We start from the raw sequence: 26,309 nt of genomic DNA on the forward strand, positions 1-26,309 counted from the left end.
GCGCGGCGCCGTCCACCGGCGTGGTCTCCGGTGCGGCGCGGACGGGGTGGAAGGGTTTCCCGTGCACCCCGTCGTGGATCGCGATGACCCGGGGCATGGTGACCGGCGCCCGCGCCGTTTAAAGTCCCATATGTAAGTAGGAATTACCTGAATTCCGCGCGCGAGGGGGAGACACGGTTGTCCACGATCCACGTCCTTTCCGGGAGTCCCTCGGCGGTGTCCAAGACGGCCGCGCTCGCGGGGCACCTCGCCGCGCGGCTGCGCGCCGACGGGCACACCGTCGGGGAGACGGCGGTGCGGGACCTGCCCGCCGAGGCGCTGCTGCACGCCGACGCCAAGCACCCGCGCATCGCGGCGGTGGTCCGGACGATCGAGGAGGCCGACGCGCTCGTCGTCGCCTCGCCCGTGTACAAGGCTGCCTACAGCGGGCTGCTGAAGACGCTGCTGGACCTGCTGCCGCAGTTCGCGTTCGCGGGCAAGACGGTGCTGCCCGTCGTCACCGGCGGCAGCCCCGCGCACGTGCTGGCCCTGGACTACGCGCTGCGGCCCGTGCTGACGTCGCTCGGGGCCGACCACATCGTGCAGGGCTGGTTCGTGCTCGACCGGCACATCGAGGTCGGCCCGGACGGCGTCCGCCTCGACCCGGCGAGCGGCGACCCGCTGATCCGGGTCGTCGACGGGTTCTCCGCGACCCTCGGACGTCCGCTCCTCAAGGAAGTGTCATGACCCTGAAGTTCCACTGGTTCCTGCCCACCTACGGCGACAGCCGACAGCTCGTGGGCGGCGGACACGGCACCGCCACGACGGCGTCGGGAGGCGACCGGCCCGCCACGATCGGGTACCTTTCGCAGCTCGCACGGGCGGCGGAACGGCTCGGGTTCGAGGCCGCCCTGACGCCGACGGGCGCGTGGTGCGAGGACGCGTGGCTGACCACCGCGATGCTGGCCCGCGAGTCCGAGCGGCTGAGGTTCCTCGTCGCGTTCCGGCCCGGCCTGGTCTCGCCGACGCTGGCCGCGCAGATGGCCGCGACGTTCCAGCGGCACTCGGAGGGACGGCTGCTGCTCAACGTCGTCACCGGCGGCGAGGACCACGAGCAGCGCGCCTACGGCGATTTCCTCGGCAAGGACGCCCGGTACGAGCGGACCGGCGAGTTCCTCGAGGTCGTGCGCGGCCTGTGGCGGGGCGAGCGGGTGACGCTCGACGGCGCCCACGTCCGGGTCGCCGACGCCGAGCTGACGCGGGTGCCGGACCCGGTGCCGGAGGTGTACTTCGGCGGGTCGTCGCCGATCGCGGGACGGATCGCGGCGCGGCACGCCGACGTGTACCTGACCTGGGGCGAGCCGCCCGCGCAGGTCGCCGAGAAGATCGCCTGGATCCGCGAGGAGTACCGGGCGGTCGGACGGACCCCGCGCTTCGGCATCCGGCTGCACGTCATCAGCCGGGACACGGCCGAGGCCGCGTGGGCGCAGGCCGACGCGCTGCTTTCCGCGCTCGACCCGGCGCTCATCGCGCGTGTCCAGGAGGGCCTGGCCCGTAGCGCGTCCGAGGGGCAGAAACGGATGCTCGCCCTGCACGGAGGCAGCACCGCGAACCTGGAGATCTACCCGAACCTGTGGGCCGGGTTCGGGCTTGTGCGCGGCGGCGCGGGCACCGCCCTCGTGGGCGGCCACACCGAGGTCGCCGACCGGATCGCCGAGTACCACGCCCTCGGCATCGACGAGTTCGTGCTGTCCGGCCACCCGCACCTGGAGGAGGCGTACTGGTTCGGCGAAGGGGTCCTGCCCGTCCTTGAGGCACGCGGCCTCTGGACGCATCCGGGCCGCGAGCCCTCGGCCGTCCCCAACGCCGTCCCCTTCGCGGGCGCGTCACGCTGAGCCCCGCACGGCCCGCCCTCCGACGAGGGCGGGCCGTCGTGGCCGATCAGCGGCCCCGGCCGTCGCGCGTCCAGGGCTTCCCGTAGTCCCATGGCCTGCCCCAGGCCGCCGCTTCCGGGGCTCGGGGCTTGCCCTGCTGCCAGGGCTTGCCGTGTGGCTTGCCGGGTTTGCCGGGCCTACCCCGAGTTGTCACCATGACGCAGGCGGTGTCCGGGCAGTCCGCGCCGGGCGCCGTGACCGTGTTGCAGAGTTTCGCGCGGTCGGGCGCGTCGGGGTCGACCGTCACCGAGTATCTGACGGTCGCGGATTCGCCCGGCCCGAGCGGGCCGCTCCACGACAGGACCGGCTCGTCGTAGGTGAGCGTGCCGGAGGAGGCGGTGGCGTCGTTGTTGTAGGCGGCGTGTCGTAGGACCTCCGTCAGGTCGTCCCGGAAGGTCGCCCCGGCGTCCGGTGTGGCGGTCGTACCGGAGTTGGTGATGGTCACCGTGTAGGTGACGGTCTGGCCTGGCGCGGCCTCCCTACGGTCGGACTCCTTGGACACCCCGAGGTCGGGCGCGTCCCCGCAGTCCACGGTGTTGGTGACGACGAACGCGGCGGTCAGGCCCGTCACCGTCGCGGTGTGCGGCAGCGGCAGGTCCACCGGTGTGCCCTGGGCGGCGGTGAGCCGTGACGACACGAGCGCGCAGCTCTGGTCGTCGAACGGCGCGACGGTCTCCGCGATCGTCACGGAGCCGCCGACGGGGTAGCCGGGCCGTGGCACGTCCCACGCCTGGTCGGTCGCGGCCGCGTCGCCCGGCCCGGTGAGGGTGAGCTGGGCGCCGAACCCGCCGGGCTGGTGGCCGTCGGCGTAGTGCGCGCCGTCAATGACCCACTGCTTGTCCACCACGACCGCGCCGGTCTCGGGGCAGTCCACGGTGTTGGTGATCCGGAAGGTGGTGTCGTCGCGCAGCACCGAGGCGGTGTGCGGCAGGTCCTCCTCGGAGTCCGCCCCGTCGATCAGCGTGATCTGCCGGGAGACGACGGCGCAGGCTTCCGGCACCGTGACCGTCTCGTCCACGGTGACCTCGTCGCCGACCGTGTAGCCGTCGCGCGGGTCGTCCCAGCCCTGGACCGACGCGGGCAGGCTGCCGGGGCCGGTGAGCGTGGCCCGCGCGGTGAACCCGGCGGGCTGCTCGCCGTCGGCGTAGACCTCGCCGTCGATGGACCACAGCTTGCTCACGGTGACGTCAGCCGTCCCGACGGGCTTGTTGTAGACGGTGCAGGTGAGGGCGGCGCCCTGCGGGACGGGAAGGCCGAACCCCGTCTCCCCCACGTTCTCCGCCGTCACCGAGGCGCCCGTGCCGACCTCCGCGCACACCGCGTTGACCCCGCCCTGCTGGACGAGGGTGTGCCCGTCGTGCTGGCCCTCGGTGACCTGGAGGTCGGTGATGTCCGCGTCACCGCCGAGGTCGAACACCACGGTGCCGGTGCCGTCGTCGGTCGTGGTGGCGCTGGACGGCGTCACGGTGGCGCCCCCGGTCGTGGTGGCGGCGTCGAACCGCCAGCCCGCCCCGGCCGGTTCCGCGCCCGTGACGTCCTCGCCGAGGTTCTCGCTCGGGACGAGCATCTTGGTCACCGACACCGAGCCCGCGCACTGCTGGATCACAAGCCGGTGCAGCGCCTCGCCCGCCGCCGCGTAGTCCGTGGTCTGGAAGTAGTCGGCTGTCGTGGCGTTGGCGCCGTCGTAGGCGGTGGGCCCGGAGAGCGCGCGCAGGTTGAGCGCGGTGACGCCCTCCACCCCGCTGCCGACGCCGAGCGCGACGACGCGGCTGCCGCGTGCCTTCACCGCGTTGGCGGAGAAGACGCCGCCCTCGACCTCGGCGACGCGGGTGTTGGCGCCGTCGCCGGTGAGGTCGGCGAAGTAGGTGGGGTTGCCGTCGGTGAGGACCACCACGAGGTCGTACCGCTGCTCGGCCCGCGCGACCTTCCACAGGCCCTGGTCCCAGTTGGTGCCGCTGCCGAGCGTCCAGTCGGCGTACAGCTCCTTGAACGCGTCGGCGCCCGCCTGGCTCGACACCGACATCAGCTCGGGATGGTTCGCGGTGCCGGTGCTGGGCGAGCGACGGTCGAAGGTGAACAGCGCCATCCGCGACGGGGTGCCGACGAGCGCGTCGGTGAACCTGTCGGCCGCCTGCTTGAGATCGGGCAGCGCGCTCCCGACGGACGCCGACAGGTCGAGCACCACGGCGACGTCCAGGCCGCACCGGTCGGGCAGCACGGGATTGTTCCGCGACTGCTGCCACACCCCGCTGGAGGCGAGCGGCTCGCGCACCGTCAGGTCGAACATGAAGTCTCCGGTGGACCGGTAGACCTCGCCGCCCTGGAGCGCGGGTGTGGGGAAGACGTAGGCGGTGGCCGCCGAGTCGGCGCCGGAGCCGTGCCCGGTGCGCAGCTCGGGGTTGGTGTACCAGCCGGGCGGGGCGTCGATCTGCTTGACGTGGTAGACGTCGTCGCGGCGGCTCCCGCCCGTGCCGGTGTCGGGGATGACGAAGGCGCAGTCCCCGTCGGCGTCGGAGACGCACTCGCCCCAGGGGTCGGCGGTGACCGGCGTGGTGCCCGCCGCGTCGGTGAACAGGCCGAGCCTGACCCCGGCGAGCGGGCCGACCGCCGCGTCGCCGGTGCGGTCGCCGCCCGTCCGCACCGTCACCACCGACGTGGTCGGCGTGGCCGCCGGCACCTCGGCCGGCGCGGCGAGGGCGGTCGGCGCGGCCGTCTGGCCGACGAGGGCGGCGGCCAGGAGTACCGCGGCCGTGCTGCGGCGCGCCCGTGCGGGCGCGGGCAGGCCACGCGAAAGCTGCATGCGGGTCTCCCCCGAGACGATCACCAGAAGTGGTGATCACCTACCCGGGGTGACGGCGCGGTAACGCCCGGCCGGTCACAGGTTGCCGCGCCGTGCCTGCTCCCGCTCGATCGCCTCGAACAGCGCCTTGAAGTTGCCCTTGCCGAAGCCGAGCGAGCCGTGCCGCTCGATCAGCTCGAAGAACACCGTCGGCCGGTCCTGGACGGGTCTGGTGAAGATCTGGAGCAGGTAGCCGTCCTCGTCGCGGTCGGCCAGGATCCCGAGGTCGCGTAGCGTGTCCACCGGGACGCGGGTGTCGCCTACCCACTCACCGAGTGTGTCGTAGTAGGCGCCGGGCGTCGGCAGGAACTCCACTCCCGTCTCGCGCATGGCCCGCACCGAGGCGACGATGTCGCCGGTGGCCAGCGCGACGTGCTGGACGCCGGGACCGCCGTGGAACTCCAGGTACTCGTCGATCTGGGACCTGCGCCGGGAGACGGCGGGTTCGTTCAGCGGGAACTTGACCCGGTGGTCGCCGCTCGCGACGACCTTGGACATCAGCGCCGAGTACTCGGTGGCGATGTCGTCGCCCACGAACTCCTTCAGGTTGGTGAACCCCATGACGCGTCGGTAGAAGCCGACCCACTCGTCCATCCTGCCGAGTTCGACGTTGCCGACACAGTGGTCGATCGCCTGGAAGTAGCGGCGCGGGTGGTGGGCGGGCGGCCCGGCCGTCAGCGGCTCGGCGGCGGCGAAGCCGGGCAGGAACGGCCCGTGGTAGGCGGACGCGTCCACGAGGGTGTGCCTGGTGTTCCCGTAGGCGGCGATCGAGGCGAGCCGGACGGTGCCGTGCTCGTCGGACGCGTCATACGGCTCCAGCAGGACGCGCGCCCCCTGCTCGCGCGCGTGCGCGATGGCGGCGTCCACGTCCGGGACCTCAAGGGCGAGATCGCCCACGCCGTCTCCGTGCGCGGCCACGGACGCCCCCACCGGGGTGCCCGCGTGGACCTCCCCTGTGATCCGGAAGACGGCCTTGCCGGAGACCATGACGTGTTCCGCGTAATCCCGGCAGCCCGTCTCGGGGCCCCTGTAGGCGACCCGGGTCATGCCGAAGGCCGTCGCGTAGAAGTGCGCGGCCTGGCGGGCGTTGCCGACCAGGAAGCGGACGTGGTGGAGCCCGCGCACCGGGAACGGGTCGTGGCTGAAGTCGTGCTCGACCGCCCCGACGAGGCGGTCCTCCTCCAGCGGAACGATCGGCTGCGTCATCCCCGGCCTCCTCTCCCCCTGCGCCCACCTTGACCCTCCGCCTGGCTCAGTGACAAGCTCAGAGATCTCAACTCAGCGGAATGTCAAGGAAAAGCCGGTTCAGGTGGCTATCGACTCTCAGGTGGCGGTGCGATGACCGAGGAGCACACGCGGCTCGACCAACTCGACCTGTGGCTGCTGCGGGCGCTCACCGAGCACCCGCGCGCGGGCCACCTCGAGCTGTCCCGGCTGACGGGGACGTCGCGGATGACCGTCCAGGCCCGGCTGGAGCGGCTGGAGAGGGCAGGGGTGATCCGCGGCTACGGGCCCGAGGTGGATCTGCCCGCGGCCGGGTTCCCGGTATTGGCGTTCGTCACCGTCCAGATCGCCCAGGGGGCGCTGGAGGAGGTCGCCGAGGGGCTGCGGGCCATCCCGGCCGTCCTGGAGGCGCACGCGACGACCGGCGGCGATGACCTGCACCTGCGGATCGCGGCCGCCTCGCACGCGGACCTCCAGCGGGCGCTGCTCGAGGTCAACCGGGTGCCGTCGGTCGTCAGGTCCACCTCGGTGATCGCGCTGACCGAGGTCGTCCCGGCGCGGACCCTGCCGCTGCTGGAGTCGGTGGAGCGGCCCGCGCCGTCACGTGTCCCCGGCTTCCGCGTCACCCCGCCCCGCTGACCCGAGGGGGTCACCAGGAGAACGGGCCCTGGCGTCGCTCGTCGGGCGGGAGGAGCGCCGTCTCCAGGGCGCGGGCGCAGATGCGGGCCCGGTAGAGCAGCCATTGGCCACGGGAGGCCATGAGCGCCTCGGCGGGCCGCAGCGCGACGGCGTACCGGGCGACGCCGGTGTGGTCGAGGACGGGCACGGCCAGCGCCCCGCGTCCGGAGGAGGGGTCGTCGGCGTACGCGGCGTGGCCGCGCGCGCGGATGTCGGCCAGGTCCGGCGAGGAGGGCGCGGGCAGCGAGAACGCGGCGAGGACGCGGCCCTGGGCCGTGGCGCGCAGCGGGTTGCGGACGCGGTGACCGCTGCCGGACGGCCCGCCGAGCAGGATGAGGGCGTCGTCGCCGTCCCGCATGGCGAGATCCGCCGGGCAGCCCGTCTCCTTGGCCAGGTGGGCGAGTTCGGGCGCCGCCCGGTGCAGCCCGCGCTGGTGGAAGGACTGGCGGCCGAGTTCGGCGACGGCGGGGCCGAGCCGGTAGCGGGACGTGCGGGGGTCCTGCTCCAGGAATCCCTCCGCGACCAGTGCCCTGGCCAGCCGGAACGCCGTCGAGGTGGGCAGCGCGAGGCGCCGTGCCAGGTCCGAGGCGCCCAGCGGGCCCTCGTCCGCGAAGCACCGAAGCACCCCGAGCGCCCTGCCGACCGCCTGTGCTCCCTCCGCCACGGCGCACCTCCTTCTTTCCCACGGTACGGCAATGATGGGATACCCTACCAAAAAAGTCGTGATTGACCGAGTCCCGGGGTGTGACGGAGATCCACTTCTTGTCGCGGGGGACGTCGCGCATGTAACGTCTAGGGGGTCGCGAATGTCACGCTCCATTCACAACCGGGCTATACGGTTGTTAGGCAGTTAGCGATCATGTAGGAATGCATCGCATTCCCCCGATATGGTCAGGTCGCGAGTGAATCTTTCTACAAGTCCTTCAAAGGGCCCAGGGGACGATCCGTCCGGCTTCACGGGCGGTCCCACGGTCCTGCGGATGATGCTCGGCGCCCAGCTGCGCAAGCTGCGCGAGGACAAGGGCATCTCCGCCGAGCACGCCGGCTACACGATCCGCGCCTCGCACTCGAAGATCTCCCGGATGGAGACCGGCAGGGTCGGGTTCAAGGAGCGCGACGTCGCCGACCTGCTCACCCTCTACGGGGTCACCGACCCCGACGAGCGCGCGACGATGCTGGAGCTGGTGGCACGGGCCAACGAGCCCGGCTGGTGGCACCACTACAGCGACCTGCTGCCGAACTGGTTCGAGATCTACATGGGCCTGGAGGGCGCCGCGTCGCTCATCCGGACCTACGAGCTCCAGTTCGTGCCCGGCCTGCTCCAGACCGAGGCGTACGCGCGGGCGCTGATCCCCCTGGGCTTCCCCGAGATCACCGAGGAGGAGCTGGAGCGGCGCGTCCAGCTCCGGATGAGGCGGCAGACCCGCCTGCACGCGGGCGAGCTGCGGGTCTGGGCGGTGGTGGACGAGAACGCGCTGCGGCGGCCGATCGGCGGCAAGTCCGTGATGCGCGCCCAGGTGGAGCACCTCATCGAGCTGAGCTCCCGGCAGAACGTGACGATCCAGGTGCTTCCGTTCAACGCGGGCGGGCACGCGGGCGTCTCGGGCGCGTTCAGCCTGCTGCGCTTCCCGGAGGAGACCCTCCCCGACATCGTCTACCTGGAGCAGCTCACCAGCGCGCTCTACCTGGACAAGCCCGCCGACATCGACAAGTACCTCCAGGTGATGAACCGGCTCGCGCTGGAGGCGGCGCAGCCCGAGGCCTCGCGGGACATGCTGGCGGGGGTGCTCACGCACCGCACCGCCTGACGGCCCCTACTCCTCCTCGTCCCCGACGACCATCACCGGGCACGCGGCCTTGCGGATGAGGCCGTGCGTGGTGGCGCCGAGGGCACGGATCCGGCGGCCCGGCTTCTCGTGCCGGCCCACCACGACGAGCGCCGCGTCCCCGGACGCGGCGATCAGCACGTCCTTGGGATGGCCGGGCGCGACCGTCACCCTGGCCTCGGGACGGCCCAGCCAGGGCGCCAGCTCGCCCGTCAGCCGCTCCCGCAGCGCCCCCACGACGGGCCCCGGATCGGTCGGCGGCATCGGGGCGGGCGCGCCGAAGCTCTCCACCGGCGGTTCGAACCAGGCGTGCGTGAGGCGCAGTTCGCCGCCGCGCAGCGTGGCCTCCCTGTCGGCGGCGTCCAGGACGCGGCGCGACGGCTGGTCGGCGACCCCCACGACGACGGGCCCCGCCTCCCGCTGCGGGTCGTGGTCCTTCACCAGCACCACCGGGACGGGCGAGGCACCGGCGACGGCGAGCGCCACCGAGCCGACGACGAGGCTCGCGACCGGGCCGTGCCCGTGCGTGCCGAGCACCACGAGGTCGGCGGCCGACGCGCGCTTCAGGAGTTCCTCGGCCGCCTTGCCGGTGACGAACTCCGTCTCCACCTCGACGGCGGGCGCGGTGGAGCGGACGACCTCCCCGGCGAGCACCGCCGTGCTGTCGTCGCCCAGCGGCCCGCCCACGTGCGTGAGGCGCACCCGGACGCCCCGCCGCACCGCCTCGCGCGCCGCCCACGCCACCGCGGCGTCGGCCGGCGCGGATCCGTCAACCCCGACCAGGATCTCGCTCATCCGTCCCCCGTTCCCCGATCCGTCCCCTACCCCGGGGGCGGGACGGACGAACAGGGGACGAAGACGATCAACCGGCCGCGTCGGCGATGACCTCGTCGACCTCGGCGCGGCGCTCGGCCTCCTCGGCGGCGAAGCGCCGGGCGTCCATCTGGTCGGCGTACTCCTCGTCGGCGGCCATGAGGATCTCCAGGTCGTGCTTGGAGAAGTCCAGGACTCCCATGTCGTCGTAGGCGCGCTGGATGTTCTCGCTCCACAGGCCGATGTCCTTGACGCACGGCACGATCCGGCTGAACAGCAGGCTCTGGAACATCCGCATGTACTCGGAGTTGCGCACCAGCTCGATCGCCTCGGCCCGGGGGATGCCGAAGTTCTCCCACACCTCCAGGGCCTGGAAGCGGTCGCGCATCCGGTAGCAGCCCTCGATGACGAACTCCTCGCGCTCACGGCGCTCGGCGTCGGTGATGTTCCGGTAGAAGTCGCGCAGGGCGAGCCTGCCGAAGGCGACGTGCCTCGCCTCGTCCTGCATGACGTAGGTGAGCATCTGCTTGGGCAGCTCGCGGGTCGTCATGTCGCGGACCAGCCCGAACGCGGCGAGGGCGAGCCCCTCGATGAGCACCTGCATGCCGAGGTAGGGCATGTCCCAACGGTTGTCCCGGAGCGTGTCGTTGAGGAGGCTCTGGAGGTTGTCGTTGATGGGGTAGACGAGTTCGAGCTTGTCCTGGAGGAAGCGGGTGAACAGTTCGACGTGGCGTGCCTCGTCCATGGTCTGGGTGGCCGAGTAGAACTTGGCGTCGAGGTCGGGGACGGTCTCGACGATCCGGGCGCCGGTGATCATCGCGCCCTGCTCACCGTGCATGAACTGGGAGAACTGCCAGGACGCGGAGTGCAGCTTGAGCCTGCCGCGCTCCTTGACGCTCATCTTCGCCCAGTACGGGGTGTTGTAGAGCATGTTGGCGGCGTCGGGCAGGCCGAGCGGGTCGGCGGGGTCGATGTCGAGGGACCAGTCGATGCGCTTGACCGCGTCCCACTGCTTGTCCTTGCCCTTCTGGTAAAGGCTGAGCAGCTTCTCGCGGCCGTCGTCGTACTCCCAGGTGAACCGGGAGTCCCCGGCGAGGGGGACGGCCCAGGTGTCCTCCTGGACGGGATGGGTGTAGAGCTCATGGGTCGACACGTGAACCCCCTTGTCCAAATGACGTACACCGTACGGTCAACGTACGATGTACGTAAGGTGTCACGAGGTCGGAAGGGTGTCAACGGTTGCTGACGCGGGAGCGGATCGTGGGCGCGGCCGTCGCGCTGGTCGAGCGGGACGGCGCGGACGCCCTGTCCATGCGGGCGGTGGCCGGGGAGCTGGGCGTCGCGGTGATGTCCCTGTACAACCACGTGCCGAACAAGGCGGCGCTGCTGCGCGGCATCGCCGAGAACACCATGGAGTCGCTCGACCTGCCGGACGACGGGCGGCTGGACTGGCGGCAGCGGGCCCGCGAGCTGATCCGGGCGTTCCGCAGGGTGGCGCGCGAGTACCCGCACTGCACGAACCTCATCGTGACGCACAGCGTCGAGGTGCCGTTCGGGCTCAAACCGGTCGAGCACGGCCTGGCGATCGCGCACGACGCCGGGTTCGACGGGCCGACGTCCGTCCGGCTGATGCGCGCGATCATCGCCTACGCGCTCGGCGCCCAGCTACGCGAGACCGACATGGTGAAGATGCTCGACTCGCTGCCCGCCGACGCCGCCGGGGCCTTCGCCGAACTCGACCCCGCCCGCTTCCCCCGCGTGACGGCCCTCGCCAAGGAACTCACCGAGCACGACCCGGACACCGACTTCGAGTTCGGCCTCGACCTGTTCATCAACGCCCTCGACGCCCTCCCCCGCTGACCCTTCCGGGACCGCGCCCGGGACAGCCGTCCCTGTCGGCCGGGTCACGGCCCGTCCTAGGCTCCGCCGCTGAGGAGGAAGCCATGGCGGAGGTGCGGGAGCCGGTCGGCCGGAGGCGGTCGGCTATCGACGTCGGGGTAGCGCTGCTCATCGGGGTGGCGGCGACCTACGGCTCGGCGGTCGTGATGTGCCTGTTCACCCCCTACGCGGCAGTGCCCTACGCGGGGGTCATGTGCGTCGTAGGGCTGTACTTCGTTCTCGGGCGGCTCGACGACGGACGTTCCCTGCCGCTGATGCTCACCTGTGTCTTCGCGCTCTTCCTCGCGGTCAGCGCGGCGCTCGTCAGCGCGCCGCACCTGTACCTGTCGGCGGTCGGCAGGCCGGTGCCCGCCATCCACGTCTGGGAGTGGCGGGAGCTGCCGAACCCCGGCGGCGGCGAGCCGCTGCGGCTGCCCGAGATGCGCACCGAGCTTCCCGACGGGACCCTCGTGGACGACGAGGACCTCACCTGGGCGTCCGACGGGGACACCGTCACCGCCTACGCCGACCCGAACGGCTGGCTGACGCCGTCCACGCTCACCGGGCGGTCCGAGCGGCAGGCGGCGACGTCGACGCACGTCCTGTTCGGGCTGTACGGGGTGACCGCCTTCTGGCTGGCCCGGCGGCGGGCCAGGGGCGCCGAGCCGGTTCAGAGCGCCGTGACGTAGACCCAGGCGTTGTCGAGCACCACGAACCGGCTGTTCTCCTCCAGATGCCGGTTTCTGCCGCGTTCGGTGTAGTGGGCGCGGAAGTGGACGGTGCCTTCGGTGTCGAGCGCGCTCCCCGCTGTTCTGCCCAGGATCTCCAGGCCCGTCCAGCGGGTCGCGCCGTCCACACCGACGTCGTCGGGGCGGGTCGAGGGGTGCCAGGTGCGGGCCAGGTAGGCGGCGTCGCCGACAGCGAAGGCGCTGTAGCGGGAGCGCATCAGCCGTTCGGCGGTGGGGGCCTGGGCGTCGCCCCGGTGGTAGCGGCCGCAGCAGGCGTCGTAGTCGGCGTCCAGGCCGCACGGGCACCTCATGACGCCTCCCCGGCCCCGACCTTGTAGCCGGGGACCGACGGCCAGCGCACGGTCAGCACCACCGACTCCTCCTCGGCGACCCACGAGTGGTCCACGCCGTGGCCCCACACCACGTAGTCGCCCTGCTCCTTCAGCAGGACGCTGCGGCCGGGCACCTCGACCCGGAACCTGCCCGAGATGAGGACGAGCAGGGCGGTGCGGCGCTCGCCGCGCACCCACTCGGCGCGCTCGTCGCCGGGCCGGTGCACCCCCCACTTGATCTCCACGTCGGCGCTGTGCCGGGCGTCGCCGTCGGGCATGAAGTGGCCGAGCAGCCAGCCCTGCTCGGCGAGCGCGTCGACGTTGGCGTTGCCCACATAGATGTCGTCGGCCATGTCTCTTGCTTCTAGTGGATGAGTGCGTGGTTCTCGGCGTCGGTGCGGCGCAGCCGCTCGGCGACGGCGTTGGCGATGGACCAGCGCAGCGCGTCGGCCAGCCGGGGCGAATCCCGTTCCAGCCGGGCGAGGGACTGCGTGGTGAGCACCCGGCACGTCGTCGGGCACTCCGCGACGATCCGGTGCGCGTGCTCGGCGTCGTCGATGAGGGCGAGACGGCCGACGGCGGTGCCGGGGCCCATCGACGTCTCACGCACCGCGCGCTCTCCGATGATCACCTGCCGGGCGAGGCCGCCGGAGATGATGAAGCACAGCGCCGCGACGTCCTGGATGAGGCGTTCGCCCGTCTCGTACTCGCGGGTCTCCAGGTACGCCTCCAGGGCCGTCACCATGAACGGGTCGAGGCCGCGCAGCAGGTCCTGTTCGGCGAGCGGGACCGTCGGACGGGCCGCGCCCGCCTCGGCCAGCAGCGCGTCCTCGCACAGCTCCATCCCGGCGTCACGGGTGTCCACGATGATCGCGGACGGCACCCGCACCCGCTTCTCCGGGTCCACGATGACGGTGGTGATGCCGCGCTCCTTCAGCTTGGCCGCGAGGCCCTCCAGGAGGGTCGCGGCGACGGGCGCGACCCGGCCCGCGCGCTTGAGGTCGAGCACGACCCAGCGGACCGAGTCGGTGTCCTCGCTGATCGTCCGGACGACGGCCTCGGCGTTGCCGAACGCGAGGTCGCCGCGCAGCGCGTAGACCCGGAGGGCGCCGCCGAGCCGGGCCAGCGCGGTGCGCTCGTCGTGCGCGCGGACCCGGGAGGAGTGCGCGGTGTCGCCGCGCAGCGTCCGGTGGAAGACCGGGCCCGAGCGCTCGGTGGGGCGCATCACGTGCAGGCCGAACCGGGCGGACAGCTCCTCGCAGGCGGCGACGGCGCGGACGCTGTTGCCGCGCGCGTCCAGACGGGGGCTGAACGCGCCGAGGCCGAGCTGGGACGGCAGCGCGGCGATGAGGCCGCCGGACACGCCGCTCTTGGCGGGCAGCCCCGCCCGCACCAGCCATTCGCCCGCGTAGTCGTAGGTGCCGCACGTCGCCATCACGGTGAGGGCGTTGGCGGCGGCTTCTACTGACACGACCGTCTCGCCGGTGAGCGGGTTGACGCCGCCGCCCGCGAGGGTCGCGGTCATGACGGCGAGGTCCCGGGTCGTCACGAGGGCGGCGCACTGCTCGAAGTACAGGGCGAGCGCCTCCTCGACGGGGCAGGTGAGGATGCCCGCGCCGTGCATGAGGTAGGCCAGTGCCCTGTTGCGGTCGCCTGTGGCGGACTCGGACGTCATCACCTTGGCGTCCACTTCGAGGTCGCGCCCCGCGAAGGCGGACAGGCCGCGCAGGACGCGGTCCCTGCGCTCGTCGTGGGTGTCGCCGCCGACGAGGGTGCTGGCGACGATGGCCCCGGAGTTCACCATCGGGTTGTAGGGGCGGCCGGTGGACGGTTCCAGGCGGACCGCGTTGAACGCGTCGCCGGTGGGCTCCACCCCGACGCTCTTCAGGACGTCCTCAAGCCCCCGGTCCTGGAGGGCGAGCGCGTACACGAAGGGCTTGGAGACGGACTGGATGGTGAACGGGACCTGGGTGTCGCCCGCCTCGTACAGGGTGCCGTCGAGGGTGGCGACGGCGATGCCGAACCACTCGGGGTCGGCCTTGCCGAGTTCGGGGATGTAGGTGGCGACCTCGCCGTCGCGCCGGTCGGTGAGCCGGGCGTGCAGGTCGTCGAGAAGCTCCTTGATGGGGCTGACGAAAGGTGCGTTCACAACCGCAAGGGTAGTCCTGTCGATCAGTGGGTCAGATCCGGCGCGGGGTAGCGAGCAGCGCGGCGCGCGCCATCGTGTGCAGCAGCGCGGCCATCGCGGAGCGTTCCAGCCCGCCCGCGCTGTGCGGGGTCGAGTTGATGAGCCCGATGACGGCGTGGACGGCGGCGCGGGTCTCGGCCTCGGGGCGCGGCACGCGGGCGCCGACGACGGTGACCCACTCCTCGACGTAGGCGCGCTGGATGCGGCGGATCTCACGGCGCGGCGCCTCGGGCACGTGCGGGAGTTCGCGTTCGTGCACGGTGATGAGGGCGGGGTGGTCGAGCGCGAAGGAGATCTGCCAGGTCAGCAGGGCGTCGAGCGGGTCGGCGGCGGCGGCGACCCGCTCGCGGCCGCCCTCGTAGAGGCGGGTGCTGATGTCGAGGAGGATCTCGGCCAAGAGCGCCTCCTTGCCCTTGAAGTGCCGGTACAGGGCGGGCCCGGTGAGGCCGACGGCGGCGCCGAGCTCGTGGATCGACACGCCGTGGAAGCCGCGCCCGGCGAACAGGTCGGTGGCGGCCGTCAAGATCTGGGCGCGGCGTTCCCGGGTACCGATGTCCATGGGGTCTGAGTCTAGACGCTGGACGGGCGTGTTAATGACCGATAACATTCCCCTTGTTAGCGAGCATTAACAGTGGTTCGACACGATTCTTGGAGGAGCGTTGGGCGTGCTGCCGGGGCGGGTCGACCTCACCGACGACCAGCGCGACCGCAACGCCGCCGCGAACCGGCGGCTCGTGGCGGAGCTGCGCGGGCATCTGGCGCGGGCCGCGCTCGGCGGCCCCGAGCGCTCCCGCGCGCGCCACGTGGGGCGCGGCAAGCTGCTCCCGCGCGACAGGGTGGACCGGCTGCTCGACCCCGGCTCCCCCTTCCTCGAACTGTCGCCGCTCGCCGCGCACGGCCTCTACGGCGGGGAGGCGCCCGGCGCGGGCCTGATCGCCGGGATAGGCAGGGTGTCGGGGCGCGAGTGCGTGGTCATCGCCAACGACGCGACGGTCAAGGGAGGCACCTACTTCCCCCTGACGGTGAAGAAGCACCTGCGCGCCCAGGAGGTGGCCCTCCACAACCGGCTCCCGTCGATCGCCCTCGTCGACTCCGGAGGCGCCTTCCTCCCGATGCAGGACGAGGTGTTCCCCGACCGCGAGCACTTCGGGCGGATCTTCTACAACCAGGCGAACCTCTCCAAGCTGGGCGTGGCGCAGATCTCGGCCGTCATGGGGTCCTGCACGGCGGGCGGCGCCTACGTCCCGGCGATGAGCGACGAGACCGTCATCGTGCGCGACCAGGGCACGATCTTCCTGGGCGGGCCGCCGCTGGTGAAGGCGGCGACGGGCGAGGTCGTCACGGCCGAGGAGCTGGGCGGCGGCGACCTGCACGCGCGCGTCTCCGGCGTCACCGACCACCTCGCCGACGACGACGAGGACGCGCTCCGGATCGTCCGCGAGATCGTCGCGACGCTCGGGCCCCGGCGGGCCGTCCCGTGGGAGACGGTCAAGGCCGCCGAGCCGCTCTACGATCCGGCCGAGCTGTACGGGATCGTGCCGCCCGATCCGCGCACCCCCTACGACGTGCGCTCGGTGATCGCCAGGATCGTGGACGGCAGCGCGTTCACCGAGTTCAAGAAGGAGTACGGCACGACCCTCGTCACCGGGTTCGCGCACCTGCACGGGCACCCGGTCGGGATCGTCGCCAACAACGGCATCCTTTTCGCCGAGTCGGCGATGAAGGGCGCGCACTTCATCGAGCTGTGCGACAGGCGCTCGATCCCGCTGGTGTTCCTCCAGAACATCTCGGGGTTCATGGTCGGGCGCGACTACGAGGCGGGCGGCATCGCCAAGCACGGCGCGAAGATGGTCACCGCGGTCTCGTGCGCGCGGGTGCCGAAGTTCACGGTGATCATCGGCGGCTCGTACGGGGCCGGGAACTACGCGATGTGCGGACGTGCCTATTCGCCCCGGTTCCTGTGGATGTGGCCGAACGCGCGGATCTCCGTCATGGGCGGCGAGCAGGCGGCGTCCGTGCTGACGACCGTCGGAGACACCGACCCGGAGGCCGTGCGCGCGCAGTACGAGACCCAGGGCAGCCCCTACCACTCGACGGCGAGGCTGTGGGACGACGGCGTCATCGACCCGGTGGACACCCGCCGCGTCCTCGGCCTCGCCCTGTCCGCGGCCGCCAACGCCCCCCTCGACGACGTCGGCTACGGCGTCTTCCGGATGTGAGGCCCATGTTCAGCACAGTGCTCATCGCCAACCGGGGCGAGATCGCCGTCCGGGTCCTGCGGACGCTGCGCCGCCTCGGGGTGCGCGGCGTCGCGGTGTACGCGCCCGACGACGCCGGGGCCCCGCACGTCGCGCTCGCGGACGCGGCGGTGGAGATCCCCTCCTACCTGGACGGCGCCGCCGTCGTCGCGGCGGCCCTGGCGACGGGGGCGGAGGCCGTCCACCCGGGTTACGGGTTCCTGTCGGAGAACGCCGGGTTCGCCCGGGAGTGCGCGGCGGCCGGGCTGGTGTTCGTCGGGCCGCCGCCGGGCGCGATCGAGGCCATGGGCGACAAGATCGCCGCGAAGGAGGCGGTGGCCGCCGCCGGGGTGCCCGTGGTGCCGGGACGCAGTGGGCGCGGCCTCGATGACGGTCAATTGGAAGCCGCCGCCCTGGAGGTCGGGTTCCCGGCGCTGCTCAAGCCGTCGGCGGGCGGTGGCGGCAAGGGCATGCGCCTGGTCACCGCCGCCGACGAGCTGGCCGGGGCGATCGCGTCGGCCCGGCGGGAGGCGCGCGGCGCGTTCGGCGACGACACACTCCTCATCGAGCGGTTCGTCACCGCGCCCCGGCACATCGAGGTACAGGTCTTCGCTGACGCGCACGGGAACGTCGTCCACCTGGGCGAGCGCGAGTGCAGCCTCCAGCGGCGGCACCAGAAGATCATCGAGGAGGCGCCCTCGCCTTTCCTCACCGAGAGCGGCCGCGCCGAGCTCGGCGCGCACGCGGTGGAGGCGGCCCGCGCGATCGGCTACGTCGGCGCGGGCACCGTCGAGTTCATCGTGGCGGGCGAGGGCGAGGGCCGCTACTTCATGGAGATGAACACGCGGCTCCAGGTGGAGCACCCCGTGACGGAGCTGGTGACGGGGCTGGACCTCGTGGAGCTGCAACTGCGGGTCGCCTCCGGGGAGCGGCTTCCGTTCGGCCAGGACGACGTCGTGCTGGACGGGCACTCCATCGAGGCGCGCATCTACGCCGAGGACCCCTCGCGGGGCTTCCTTCCGACCGGCGGGCGTGTCCTGCTGCTGGAGGAGCCGCCTTCCGCGCGGGTGGACTCCGGCGTCGTCCGGGGCGGGGAGGTCGGCAGCAGGTACGACCCGATGCTCGCCAAGGTGATCGTGCACGGGCCGGACAGGGCGGCGGCGCTGCGCGCGCTGGACACCGCGCTCGCCTCGTACACACTGCTGGGCGTCCCGACGAACACCGGGTTCCTGCGCGACCTGCTGGCCAGGCCCGAGGTGCGGGCGGGCGCGCTGGACACGGGGCTCGTCGAACGGATCCTGCCCGAGCTGACCGGCGGCGGGGTGCCCGACTGGGTGCTCGCCGCGGCGGCCCTGACGCGGATGGAGGCGGTCGCGCCCGCCGGGGACGGCCCCTGGGACACGATGGACGGCTGGCGGGTCGGAGAGGCCGCCTGGAGCCCGCACGCGCTGGTCGTGGACGGCGCCGAGCACGTCGAGGCGCGGACCCGGGCGGGCGAGGTGGCGGTCGGCGACGGCGCGCCCGTGGCGGCGGCCCTGGACGGCGACGCGCTCGTCCTGGCCGGACGGCGCTTCCCGCACCGCAGGGTCCTCGGACCGGACGGAACGGTGTGGATCGGCGCGGGCGGCCGGGCCTGGGCCGTCCGGGAGCGGGAGCGGACGCTGCGGGCCGGGGCGGCAGCGGCGGCGGGCGGCGTGCTGCGCAGCCCGATGCCGGGGACTGTCCTCGCCGTGAAGGTCGCCGAAGGCGACCTCGTGGCGGCGGGCCAGCCCATCGTCGTCGTGGAGGCGATGAAGATGGAGCACACCGTGACGGCCGCCGTCGCCGGGACCGTGACGGCGCTGCCGGTGCGGGCCGGAAGCCAGGTCGCGCTGGACGCGGTGCTCGCCGAGATCAGCCCCGAGGAGACGTCGTGAACCTGCCCGAGAGCGTCACCATCTACGAGGTCGGCCCGCGCGACGGCCTCCAGAACGAGAAGACGGCGGTGCCCGTCGCGGTGAAGGCCGAGTTCCTGGCCCGGCTCGCGGACGCGGGCCTGCGCGTCATCGAGACGACGAGCTTCGTGCACCCGAAGTGGGTGCCGCAGCTCGCGGACGCGGGCGAACTCCTCGCCGTCATGGACCGGCGCGACGGGGTCAGCTACCCCGTCCTGGTGCCCAACGAGCGCGGCCTTGACCGGGCGCTGGAGGCGGGCGTCACGGACATCGCGGTGTTCGGCAGCGCCACCGAGACGTTCGCGCGCAAGAACCTCAACCGCTCGATGGCCGAGCAGTACACGATGTTCGAACCGGTCGTCGCGCGCGCGCTGGACGCGGGCCTCAGGGTGCGGGGCTACCTGTCGATGTGCTTCGGCGACCCGTGGGAGGGGTCCGTCCCGATCCCGCAGGTGGTCGAGGCGGGGCGGCGGCTGCTGGACATGGGCTGCTACCAGCTCAGCCTGGGCGACACCATCGGCGTCGGCACCCCCGGACACGTCCAGGACCTCGTCGCCGCCTTCGGCGCGCCCGACCCGCTCGCCGTGCACTTCCACGACACCTACGGGCAGGCGCTCGCCAACACCCTCGCGGCCCTCCAGGTCGGCGTCACCACCGTGGACTCCTCGGCGGGCGGCCTGGGCGGCTGCCCCTACGCCGAGTCCGCCACCGGCAACCTCGCCACCGAGGACCTCGTGTGGATGCTCGACGGCCTCGGCGTCGCGCACGGCGTCTCGCTGGACGCGCTTGTGGAAACCAGCGTCTGGATGGCCGAAAGGCTCGGCCGCCCCTCCCCCTCCCGCGTCGTCACCGCAAGGAGCAGCAAATGATCGACTTCAGCCTCACCGAGGAGCAGACGGCGCTGCGCGACACCGTCACCGCGTTCGCGCGGGAGGCCGTCTCGCCCGTCATCGGCGACTACTACGAGAAGGGCGAGTTCCCCTACGACCTCGTGGCGGGCATGGGCAAGCTCGGCCTGTTCGGGCTGCCCTTCCCGGAGGAGTACGGCGGCCAGGGAGGCGACTACTTCGCTTTCTGCCTCGCCCTTGAGGAGCTGGGCCGGGTGGACTCCTCCGTCGCGATCACGCTGGAGGCGGGGGTCGGGCTGGGCGCGATGCCCGTCTACCGGTTCGGGAACGAGGAGCAGAAGCGGCGCTACCTGCCGGGCCTGCTTTCGGGGGTGCGCCTTGCCGCGTTCGGGCTGACCGAGCCCGGCGGCGGCTCCGACGTCCCCGGCGGCATGCGCACGACGGCCGTCCTGGACGGGGACTCCTGGGTCGTCAACGGGTCGAAGTGCTTCATCACCAACTCCGGCACCGACATCACCGAGTTCGTCACGGTGACGGCGCTGACCGGCGAGAACGAGATCTCCACCATCATCGTGCCGAGCGGCACGCCCGGCTTCAAGGTCGGCCCCGAGTACTCGAAGGTCGGGTGGCGCGCCTCGGACACCCGCGAGCTGTGGTTCGACGACGTCCGGGTGCCCGCCGCGAACCTGCTGGGCGAGCGGGGCAGGGGCTACGCCCAGTTCCTGCGCATCCTCGACGAGGGCAGGATCGCGCTGGCGGCGCTGTCGGTCGGGCTCGCGCAGGGCTGCGTCGACGAGTCCCTGCGGTACGTGAAGGAGCGCGAGGCGTTCGGTAGGCCGATCGGCGCCTACCAGGCCATCCAGTTCAAGATCGCCGACATGGAGCTGCGGGCCTGGACCGCACGGACCGCCTACTACGCCGCCGCCGCGAAGCTGCTGCGCGGCGAGCCCTTCAAGAAGGAGGCGGCGATCGCGAAGCTGACCGCCTCCAACGCGGCGATGGACAACGCCCGCGACGCCACCCAGATCTTCGGCGGCTACGGCTTCATGAACGAGTTCGCCGTCGGCCGCTTCTACCGGGACGCCAAGATCCTGGAGATCGGCGAGGGCACGTCCGAGGTGCAGCGGATGATCATCGCGAGGCAACTGGGGGTGGGTGCTTGATCACGCTGACCTGGCACGGCGGCGCCGTCGCCGAGATCACCCTCGACCGGCCGGAGGCGCTCAACGCGCTGTCCACCAAGATGGCCGAGGAGCTGATCCGGGTGTGCGGGGAGGTGGCCGCCTCGCGCGCGCACGCGGTGGTGCTGTCGGCCGCCGGGGCGAAGGCGTTCTGCGTGGGCGCCGACCTCAAGGAGCGCAACGGGATGAGCGACGCGGACCTCCTCGCGCAGCGGCCGGTGTTCCGCGCCGCGTTCGGCGCGGTGCTGGGCCTGCCACAGCCTTCCGTGGCCGCCGTGCACGGGTTCGCGCTCGGCGGCGGCACCGAACTCGCGCTCTCCTGCGACCTCGTCGCGGCCGAGCCGGGCGCGGTGTTCGGGCTGCCCGAGGTGTCGATCGGGCTGGTGCCGGGCGGCGGGGGCACCCAGCTCATGGCCCGCCGGGTCGGGCCCGCCAGGGCCGCCGACCTGGTGCTCACCGGCCGGAAGATCGGGTTCGAGGAGGCCGTCGCGCTCGGTGTCGTGGACCGGCCCGCCCCCTCGGGCGGCGCGCGCGAGGCGGCGCTGGAGACGGCGCGGGCGATCGCGGCGAACTCGCCCGTCGCGACCCGGGCCGCCAAGCGGGCGCTGCGCCACGGCGCGCCGCTCGATCTGGCGGCCGCCCTCGACGTCGAGGACAACGCGTGGCGGACGGCGGCCCTGTCTGCGGACCGCCGCGAGGGCGTCGCCGCGTTCAACGAGAGGCGCGCCCCGGTCTGGCCGGGCGTCTAGGAAGTCCAGCGAGCCCAGCAGGTCCGGAACATCCGAGGAGGAAGCGCGTGGACGAGGGTGCCGCCCTGTGGGAGCCGTCGGCCGGGACGATCGAGCGGGCGCGGATCACCGCGTTCCGCCGCGATCTCGGCCTGCCCGCGGACTACGCCGGGCTGTGGCGCTGGTCGGTCGCGGACGTCGACGGGTTCTGGGACACGGTGTGGCGCTGGTTCGACGTCGTCGGCGACCGGGGCGACGGGCCCGTCCGCGAGGGCGGCCCGACCCCGGTGGACGGGCTGCGGTGGTTCCCCTCGGCCCGGCTGAACTACGCCGAGAACGCGCTGAGGCACGCCGTGAGCCGTCCGGACGAGCCCGCGGTGGTCTACCGCACGGACGGGGCGCCGGGGGCCGTGCTGACGTGGTCGGAGCTCGCCGCGGCCGTCGCGGGCGCGCGGGCGGGGCTCGCCGCGCTCGGGGTGGGGCGCGGCGACCGGGTCGTCGGGTATGTCCCGAACCGGCCGGAGGCGCTCGTCGTCATGCTGGCGGCGGCGTCGCTGGGCGCGGCGTGGTCGTCGTGCTCGCCGGACTTCGGGGCGGCGAGCGTGGTGGACAGGTTCCGGCAGATCGAACCCAAGGTCCTGCTCGCGGTGGACGGGTACCGGTACGGCGCGAAGTCCTTCGACCGGCGCGACGTCGTGGCGCAGATCCGGGCCGAGTTGCCGAGCCTTGAGGCGACGGTCGTCATCCCCGTGCTGCGGGACGGCGTGCCGGACGGGACGGTGCCCTACGCGGACCTGGCGCGGCCCGGCCCCCTGGAGTTCGCCAGGGTGCCGTTCGACCAGCCGCTCTGGATCCTGTACTCCTCGGGCACCACGGGCCTGCCGAAGCCGATCGTGCACGGGCACGGCGGCATGGTGCTGGAACACCTGAAGTCCCTCGCCCTGCACCAGGACATCGGGCCCGGCGACGTCTTCCTGTGGTTCACCACCACCGGGTGGATGATGTGGAACTACCTCGTGAGCGGCCTCATGGCGGGCGCGACGATCGTCGTGTTCGACGGCGCGCCCGTGGGCGACACGCTGTGGCGGATGGCGGCCGAGACCGGCACCACCCACCTGGGCCTGGGCGCGCCCTACATCATGGCGTCGCGCAAGGCGGGCCTGACGCCCGGCGCGGACCTCGACCTGGCAGCGCTGCGGCTGATCGGCTCGACCGGCTCGCCGCTGCCGCCCGAGGGCTTCGACTGGGTGTACGGGCACGTCAAGCGCGACGTGCTGCTCGGTTCGCTGTCCGGCGGCACCGACGTGTGCACGGGCTTCGTCGGCCCGGTACCGCTGCTGCCGGTGCGCGCGGGGGTGATCCAGTGCCGGGCGCTCGGAGCGGCGGTGGAGGCTTACGACGAGTCGGGCGAGCCGCTCATCGACGAGGTAGGAGAACTCGTCCTCACCGAGCCGATGCCGTGCATGCCCGTCGGCTTCTGGAACGACCCCGAGCGCGCGCGCTACCGGGAGGCGTACTTCGAGGACTTCCCCGGGGTCTGGCGGCACGGCGACTGGGTGAAGATCCTCCCGGACGGCGGCTGCGTCATCTACGGGCGGTCGGACTCCACGCTCAACCGGGGCGGCGTCCGGATGGGCACGAGCGACTTCTACCGGGTGGTCGAGGCGTTCCCGGAGATCGCCGACAGCCTCGTCATCGACACCGGGAGGCTGGGCGAGGAAGGCAGGCTGCTGCTGTACGTCCAGTTGGCGCCCGGCGCGGCCCTGGACGACGCGCTCCTCGGCCGGTTGAAGGCGGCGCTGCGGGCCGACCTGTCGCCCCGGCACGTGCCCGACGAGGTCATCGTGGTGCCGGGGATCCCGCGCACCCTGTCGGGCAAGAAGCTCGAAGTGCCCGTAAGGAAGATCCTCCAGGGCGCTGACCCGGCTCTGGCCGCCAACCGGGACTCGCTCGCCGACCCGGCCCTACTGGACCACTTCGTCCCGGATGAGCCAAACTCGTCCGCATGACTCTAGAACCGGATTCGGGTTTGTCGGAGCTGCGGCGCGCGGTCCGCGCCTTCACCGAGGCCGAACGCGCGGCCGGGGCGTTCACCCCGGGGTGCGACGCGTGGATGCGCGGCCACGACCCGGCGTTCAGCCGCGCGCTCGCCGCGCACGGCTGGATCGGGCTGACCTGGCCCGCCGAGTACGGCGGCGCCGGGCTGTCCCACCTCGCGCGGCTCGCCGTCACCGAGGAGCTGCTGCGGGCGGGCGCTCCGGTCGCCGCGCACTGGATGGCCGACCGGCAGATCGGCCCCGCCATCCTCCGCTACGGCACGCCCGAGCTGCGGCGGGAGTTCCTGCCTGGAATCACCTCGGGGAAAGTCACCTTCTGCGTCGGGATGAGCGAGACGGAGGCGGGCAGCGACCTCGCCGCCGTCAGGACGCGCGCCCTCCCCGTGGAGGGCGGATGGCTGCTCACCGGACGGAAGGTGTGGACGAGCCACGCGCACCGCTCCACCCACGCCTACGTCCTCGCCAGGACCGACGCCTCAGGGCGCAAGCACGAGGGGCTCACCGAGTTCCTCATCGACCTGGACTCCCCCGGCGTCGCCGTCGGGCCGATCCTCGACCTCGCGGGCGAGCACCACTTCAACGAACTCGTCCTCGACGACGTGTTCGTGCCCGCGCGGCGCGTCCTGGGGGCGGTCGGCGAGGGGTGGACGCAGGTCACCGAGCAGCTTTCGTTCGAGCGGGGCGGCGCCGAACGCGTGCTCAGCACCCATCCGCTCCTGGAGGCGTTCGCGGCGGGCCCGCACGACACGGCGTCCCTGCGGGTCCTCGGCAGGCTCACGGCGCGGCTGTGGGCGCTGCGGGGGCTCGCGCGGGACGTCGCCGCCGAGATGGACGCCGGGCGGGCGCCCGTCCGAGAGGCGGCCGTGCTGAAGCTGCTCGGGACGGCGTTCGAGAAGGACGTCGTCACCGCGGTGCGGGACACGACGGGCGCGATGCCCGACCCTGCGGGCGAGGGGCTGCCGCGGCTGCTCGCCGAGGCCCTGCGCGCGGCGCCGGGGTTCACCCTGCGCGGCGGGACCACCGAGATCCTCGGCACCGTCGTGGCCCGAGGGGCGGCTACCGGACCCGCCCCGTCGCTGCTGCGGAGCGTGACGCGCGACGTCCTGGCCCAGGAGGAGCCGGGCGCGCGCGCCGACCTGTGGGACCGGCTGGACTCCCTCGGATGGCAGCACGCCGAGGACGACGACCTCCTGGCCGTGCTGGAGGTGCTCGGCGAGCACGGGATCTCGGTACCGCTCGCCGAAACCGCGCTCGCCCACCAGCTCCTTCCGGGCCGCGACCTCCCGTCCGTCTGCACGGTCGCGCCCCTACCCGGTGACGAGCTGACGGTGGGCGAGGAAGACGGAGACCTCGTCCTGGACGGGTCCGTACGCGGGGTGCCCTGGGCCGTCGCGGCGGGCCTCGTGGTCCTCGTGCACAGGGACGAGCTCCTGCTCCTGGACGGCGACGTCATGGGCTGGAAGACCGAGCCGGGCCACGACCTCGCGGGCGAGCCGGTGAACACGCTGCGGTTCACCGACTGCCTGGTCGACGCCGCGCACCGCGTCCCGTCGCCACTGCCGTCAGGCGCGGTGCTGGAGCGCGCCGCGCTGCTGCGCTCGGCGCGGACCGTCGGGGCGATGCGCGGGGCGCTGCGCCTGGCCCTCGCGCACACCGCCGACCGGACGCAGTTCGGCCGCCCGCTGCGCGACTTCCAGGCGGTCTCGCAGGGGCTGGCGCGGGCCGCCGCCCAGGTGGCGCTGGCCGAGAGCGCGCTCGCCCGCGCCCGCGACGGGTACGGCACCGCCGCGCTGCGGGTGGTGCTGGCGCGGGCCGCCGAGGAGGTGGCTACCGTCGCCCACCAGGCGCACGGCGCGATCGGCGTCACCCGCGAACACCGGCTGCACCACCTGACGCTGCCGCTGTGGGCCGCCCGCGACGACGGCGCGCCCCCGCACCACTGGACGGAGCTGCTGGGTTCCGCGGTCGCGGGCGACCCCGCGGCTTTGTGGGACCTGACCGGCGCATGACCTACGACGACTTGGAGGAGACCGCCTTGGACGGCACGACCCTGCGGCTGGAGAAGCACGGCGACGGAGTACGGGTGCTCACCCTGGACGACCCGGCCCGGCACAACGCGCTCAGCCTGGCCATGCGCGACGAGCTCCTCGCGGCGGCCGCGGCGCTGAAGGCCGACGGGGAGGCGCGGGCGCTCGTCGTCACCGGCGCGGGCCCGTCGTTCTGCTCGGGCGCGGACCTGGGCGAGCTGTTCGGCGGCGGCCTCGACGTCGGCGACCTGCGGGCCCGGCTGAAGAGCGTGTACGCGGGCTTCCTCGCGCTGCGCGACCTGGAGATCCCGACGATCGCCGCGGTGCGCGGCCACGCCATCGGCGCGGGCCTGAACCTCGCGATGTGCTGCGACCTCAGGCTCGCCTCCCGCACCGCGAAGTTCAGCGCCACCTTCAGCAGGATCGGCCTGCACCCAGGCGGAGGCGCCACCTATTTCCTCGTGCAGGCGCTCGGCAAGCAGCGCGCTCTGGCGATGCTCCTGGAGGGCGGCACCTACGCGGGTGAGGACGCGGTCCGGCACGGGCTCGCGCTCTCGCTGCACGAGGACCCGCTCCCCGAGGCGCTCGCCCTCGCGCACCGGATCGCGGCGCTGCCTCCGGGCCTCGCCGAGGACATCAAGGCCGCCGTCGCGCTCACCGACGACGGGCTGGCCGCGACCGTCGGCTTCGAGGCGTGGGCGCAGGCGTCGGCCGGGACGCGTCCGGCGGCTCAGGACGTGATCGCGGCGCGCGCGGCCAAGCGCTGACCTTCCGGGCCCCGCACCGCCCGGTGCGGGGCTCTCGCGCGTCCTGGGGAGCTTCCGGAAACGCCGTCGGCACAGAGCCGGGGGCGCGGAGGCGTCGGGGATACACAGAGT

Annotated in this window: 23 protein-coding genes; 14 read left to right on the forward strand and 9 right to left on the reverse strand. The window is 73.0% G+C overall.

What is annotated here, in order from left to right:
* Window positions 1-177 precede the first annotated feature (177 nt).
* Complete coding sequence (gene ssuE, locus LO762_RS12295) at window positions 178-726, forward strand: NADPH-dependent FMN reductase (RefSeq protein WP_230614735.1); 549 nt, start codon at window positions 178-180, stop codon at window positions 724-726.
* Window positions 723-1,874 (forward strand): LLM class flavin-dependent oxidoreductase, encoded by a 1,152-nt coding sequence (locus tag LO762_RS12300; protein WP_230614736.1) that lies wholly within the window; start codon window positions 723-725, stop codon window positions 1,872-1,874. Before ssuE ends, LO762_RS12300 begins: the two co-directional genes overlap by 4 nt.
* 46 nt (window positions 1,875-1,920) lie before the next feature.
* Here LO762_RS12300 and LO762_RS12305 read toward each other — a convergent pair whose 3' ends face one another.
* Window positions 1,921-4,713, reverse strand: a complete 2,793-nt coding sequence (locus LO762_RS12305) for a CARDB domain-containing protein (protein WP_230614737.1) — start codon at window positions 4,711-4,713, stop codon at window positions 1,921-1,923.
* 75 nt (window positions 4,714-4,788) lie between these two features.
* Entirely contained in the window at window positions 4,789-5,958 is a 1,170-nt protein-coding gene (hppD, locus tag LO762_RS12310) for a 4-hydroxyphenylpyruvate dioxygenase (protein WP_230614738.1), read from the reverse strand.
* A gap of 132 nt (window positions 5,959-6,090) precedes the next feature.
* Here hppD and LO762_RS12315 point away from each other — a divergent pair, with 132 nt between their 5' ends.
* Window positions 6,091-6,615: an Lrp/AsnC family transcriptional regulator gene (locus LO762_RS12315; protein ID WP_230614739.1), complete on the forward strand. Its 525-nt coding sequence runs from the start codon at window positions 6,091-6,093 to the stop codon at window positions 6,613-6,615.
* A 10-nt stretch (window positions 6,616-6,625) separates the two neighbouring features.
* Here LO762_RS12315 and LO762_RS12320 read toward each other — a convergent pair whose 3' ends face one another.
* Complete coding sequence (locus LO762_RS12320; protein WP_308103781.1) at window positions 6,626-7,318, reverse strand: helix-turn-helix domain-containing protein; 693 nt, start codon at window positions 7,316-7,318, stop codon at window positions 6,626-6,628.
* A gap of 316 nt (window positions 7,319-7,634) precedes the next feature.
* Between LO762_RS12320 and LO762_RS12325 the strand changes: the two genes are divergently transcribed.
* Window positions 7,635-8,462, forward strand: a complete 828-nt coding sequence (locus LO762_RS12325; protein ID WP_230614740.1) for a helix-turn-helix transcriptional regulator — start codon at window positions 7,635-7,637, stop codon at window positions 8,460-8,462.
* A 6-nt stretch (window positions 8,463-8,468) separates the two neighbouring features.
* On the opposite strand, the gene LO762_RS12330 is transcribed toward LO762_RS12325, so the two are convergent.
* Both LO762_RS12330 and LO762_RS12335 read right to left on the reverse strand, forming a co-directional pair.
* Complete coding sequence (locus LO762_RS12330) at window positions 8,469-9,275, reverse strand: universal stress protein (RefSeq protein WP_230614741.1); 807 nt, start codon at window positions 9,273-9,275, stop codon at window positions 8,469-8,471.
* Between the two features lie 67 nt (window positions 9,276-9,342).
* Entirely contained in the window at window positions 9,343-10,446 is a 1,104-nt protein-coding gene (locus LO762_RS12335; RefSeq protein ID WP_230614742.1) for a ferritin-like domain-containing protein, read from the reverse strand.
* Window positions 10,447-10,532: 86 nt separating this feature from the next.
* On the opposite strand from LO762_RS12335, the gene LO762_RS12340 reads away from it, so the two are divergent.
* Together LO762_RS12340 and LO762_RS12345 are read left to right on the forward strand one after the other, a co-directional pair.
* Window positions 10,533-11,153: a TetR/AcrR family transcriptional regulator gene (locus tag LO762_RS12340; RefSeq protein WP_230614743.1), complete on the forward strand. Its 621-nt coding sequence runs from the start codon at window positions 10,533-10,535 to the stop codon at window positions 11,151-11,153.
* Between the two features lie 83 nt (window positions 11,154-11,236).
* Entirely contained in the window at window positions 11,237-11,860 is a 624-nt protein-coding gene (locus tag LO762_RS12345) for a hypothetical protein (protein ID WP_230614744.1), read from the forward strand.
* Here the strand turns inward: LO762_RS12345 and LO762_RS12350 are convergent.
* The 4 genes from LO762_RS12350 to LO762_RS12365 are packed head-to-tail and all read right to left on the reverse strand — an operon-like array spanning window position 11,842 to window position 14,978.
* A complete protein-coding gene (locus LO762_RS12350; protein ID WP_230614745.1) occupies window positions 11,842-12,210 on the reverse strand; it encodes a YchJ family protein in 369 nt (122 codons plus the stop codon). The genes LO762_RS12345 and LO762_RS12350 overlap by 19 nt on opposite strands.
* Window positions 12,207-12,584 (reverse strand): signal peptidase I, encoded by a 378-nt coding sequence (locus LO762_RS12355; RefSeq protein ID WP_230614746.1) that lies wholly within the window; start codon window positions 12,582-12,584, stop codon window positions 12,207-12,209. The genes LO762_RS12350 and LO762_RS12355 overlap by 4 nt, the downstream gene beginning before the upstream one ends.
* Window positions 12,585-12,595: 11 nt before the next feature.
* A complete protein-coding gene (gene glsA / locus LO762_RS12360) occupies window positions 12,596-14,380 on the reverse strand; it encodes a glutaminase A (protein ID WP_230614747.1) in 1,785 nt (594 codons plus the stop codon).
* A 31-nt stretch (window positions 14,381-14,411) separates the two neighbouring features.
* A complete protein-coding gene (locus tag LO762_RS12365; RefSeq protein WP_230614748.1) occupies window positions 14,412-14,978 on the reverse strand; it encodes a TetR/AcrR family transcriptional regulator in 567 nt (188 codons plus the stop codon).
* A 106-nt stretch (window positions 14,979-15,084) separates the two neighbouring features.
* Here LO762_RS12365 and LO762_RS12370 point away from each other — a divergent pair, with 106 nt between their 5' ends.
* Genes LO762_RS12370 through LO762_RS12405 form a run of 8 tightly spaced genes read left to right on the forward strand, consistent with a single transcriptional unit; the run spans window position 15,085 to window position 26,198 of the window.
* The gene (locus LO762_RS12370; protein WP_230614749.1) at window positions 15,085-16,638 is read left to right on the forward strand and encodes a carboxyl transferase domain-containing protein; all 1,554 of its coding nucleotides are present in this window, start codon (window positions 15,085-15,087) and stop codon (window positions 16,636-16,638) included.
* 5 nt (window positions 16,639-16,643) lie between these two features.
* Complete coding sequence (locus LO762_RS12375; RefSeq protein WP_230614750.1) at window positions 16,644-18,572, forward strand: biotin carboxylase N-terminal domain-containing protein; 1,929 nt, start codon at window positions 16,644-16,646, stop codon at window positions 18,570-18,572.
* The gene (locus LO762_RS12380) at window positions 18,569-19,459 is read left to right on the forward strand and encodes a hydroxymethylglutaryl-CoA lyase (protein ID WP_230614751.1); all 891 of its coding nucleotides are present in this window, start codon (window positions 18,569-18,571) and stop codon (window positions 19,457-19,459) included. Before LO762_RS12375 ends, LO762_RS12380 begins: the two co-directional genes overlap by 4 nt.
* Window positions 19,456-20,601 carry an acyl-CoA dehydrogenase family protein gene (locus LO762_RS12385; RefSeq protein ID WP_230614752.1) on the forward strand — a complete coding sequence of 382 codons (1,146 nt, stop codon included), beginning with the start codon at window positions 19,456-19,458 and terminating at the stop codon, window positions 20,599-20,601. The genes LO762_RS12380 and LO762_RS12385 overlap by 4 nt, the downstream gene beginning before the upstream one ends.
* The gene (locus LO762_RS12390) at window positions 20,598-21,368 is read left to right on the forward strand and encodes an enoyl-CoA hydratase/isomerase family protein (RefSeq protein WP_230614753.1); all 771 of its coding nucleotides are present in this window, start codon (window positions 20,598-20,600) and stop codon (window positions 21,366-21,368) included. The genes LO762_RS12385 and LO762_RS12390 overlap by 4 nt, the downstream gene beginning before the upstream one ends.
* A 47-nt stretch (window positions 21,369-21,415) precedes the next feature.
* A complete protein-coding gene (locus tag LO762_RS12395; RefSeq protein ID WP_230614754.1) occupies window positions 21,416-23,356 on the forward strand; it encodes an acetoacetate--CoA ligase in 1,941 nt (646 codons plus the stop codon).
* Window positions 23,353-25,413: an acyl-CoA dehydrogenase family protein gene (locus LO762_RS12400; RefSeq protein ID WP_230614755.1), complete on the forward strand. Its 2,061-nt coding sequence runs from the start codon at window positions 23,353-23,355 to the stop codon at window positions 25,411-25,413. Before LO762_RS12395 ends, LO762_RS12400 begins: the two co-directional genes overlap by 4 nt.
* Entirely contained in the window at window positions 25,410-26,198 is a 789-nt protein-coding gene (locus LO762_RS12405) for an enoyl-CoA hydratase-related protein (protein ID WP_230614756.1), read from the forward strand. Before LO762_RS12400 ends, LO762_RS12405 begins: the two co-directional genes overlap by 4 nt.
* The last annotated feature ends 111 nt before the right edge of the window (window positions 26,199-26,309 follow it).

Origin of the sequence: Actinocorallia sp. API 0066 (genome assembly GCF_020991275.1) — a bacterium.
Taxonomy (GTDB): Bacteria; Actinomycetota; Actinomycetes; order Streptosporangiales; family Streptosporangiaceae; genus Actinocorallia.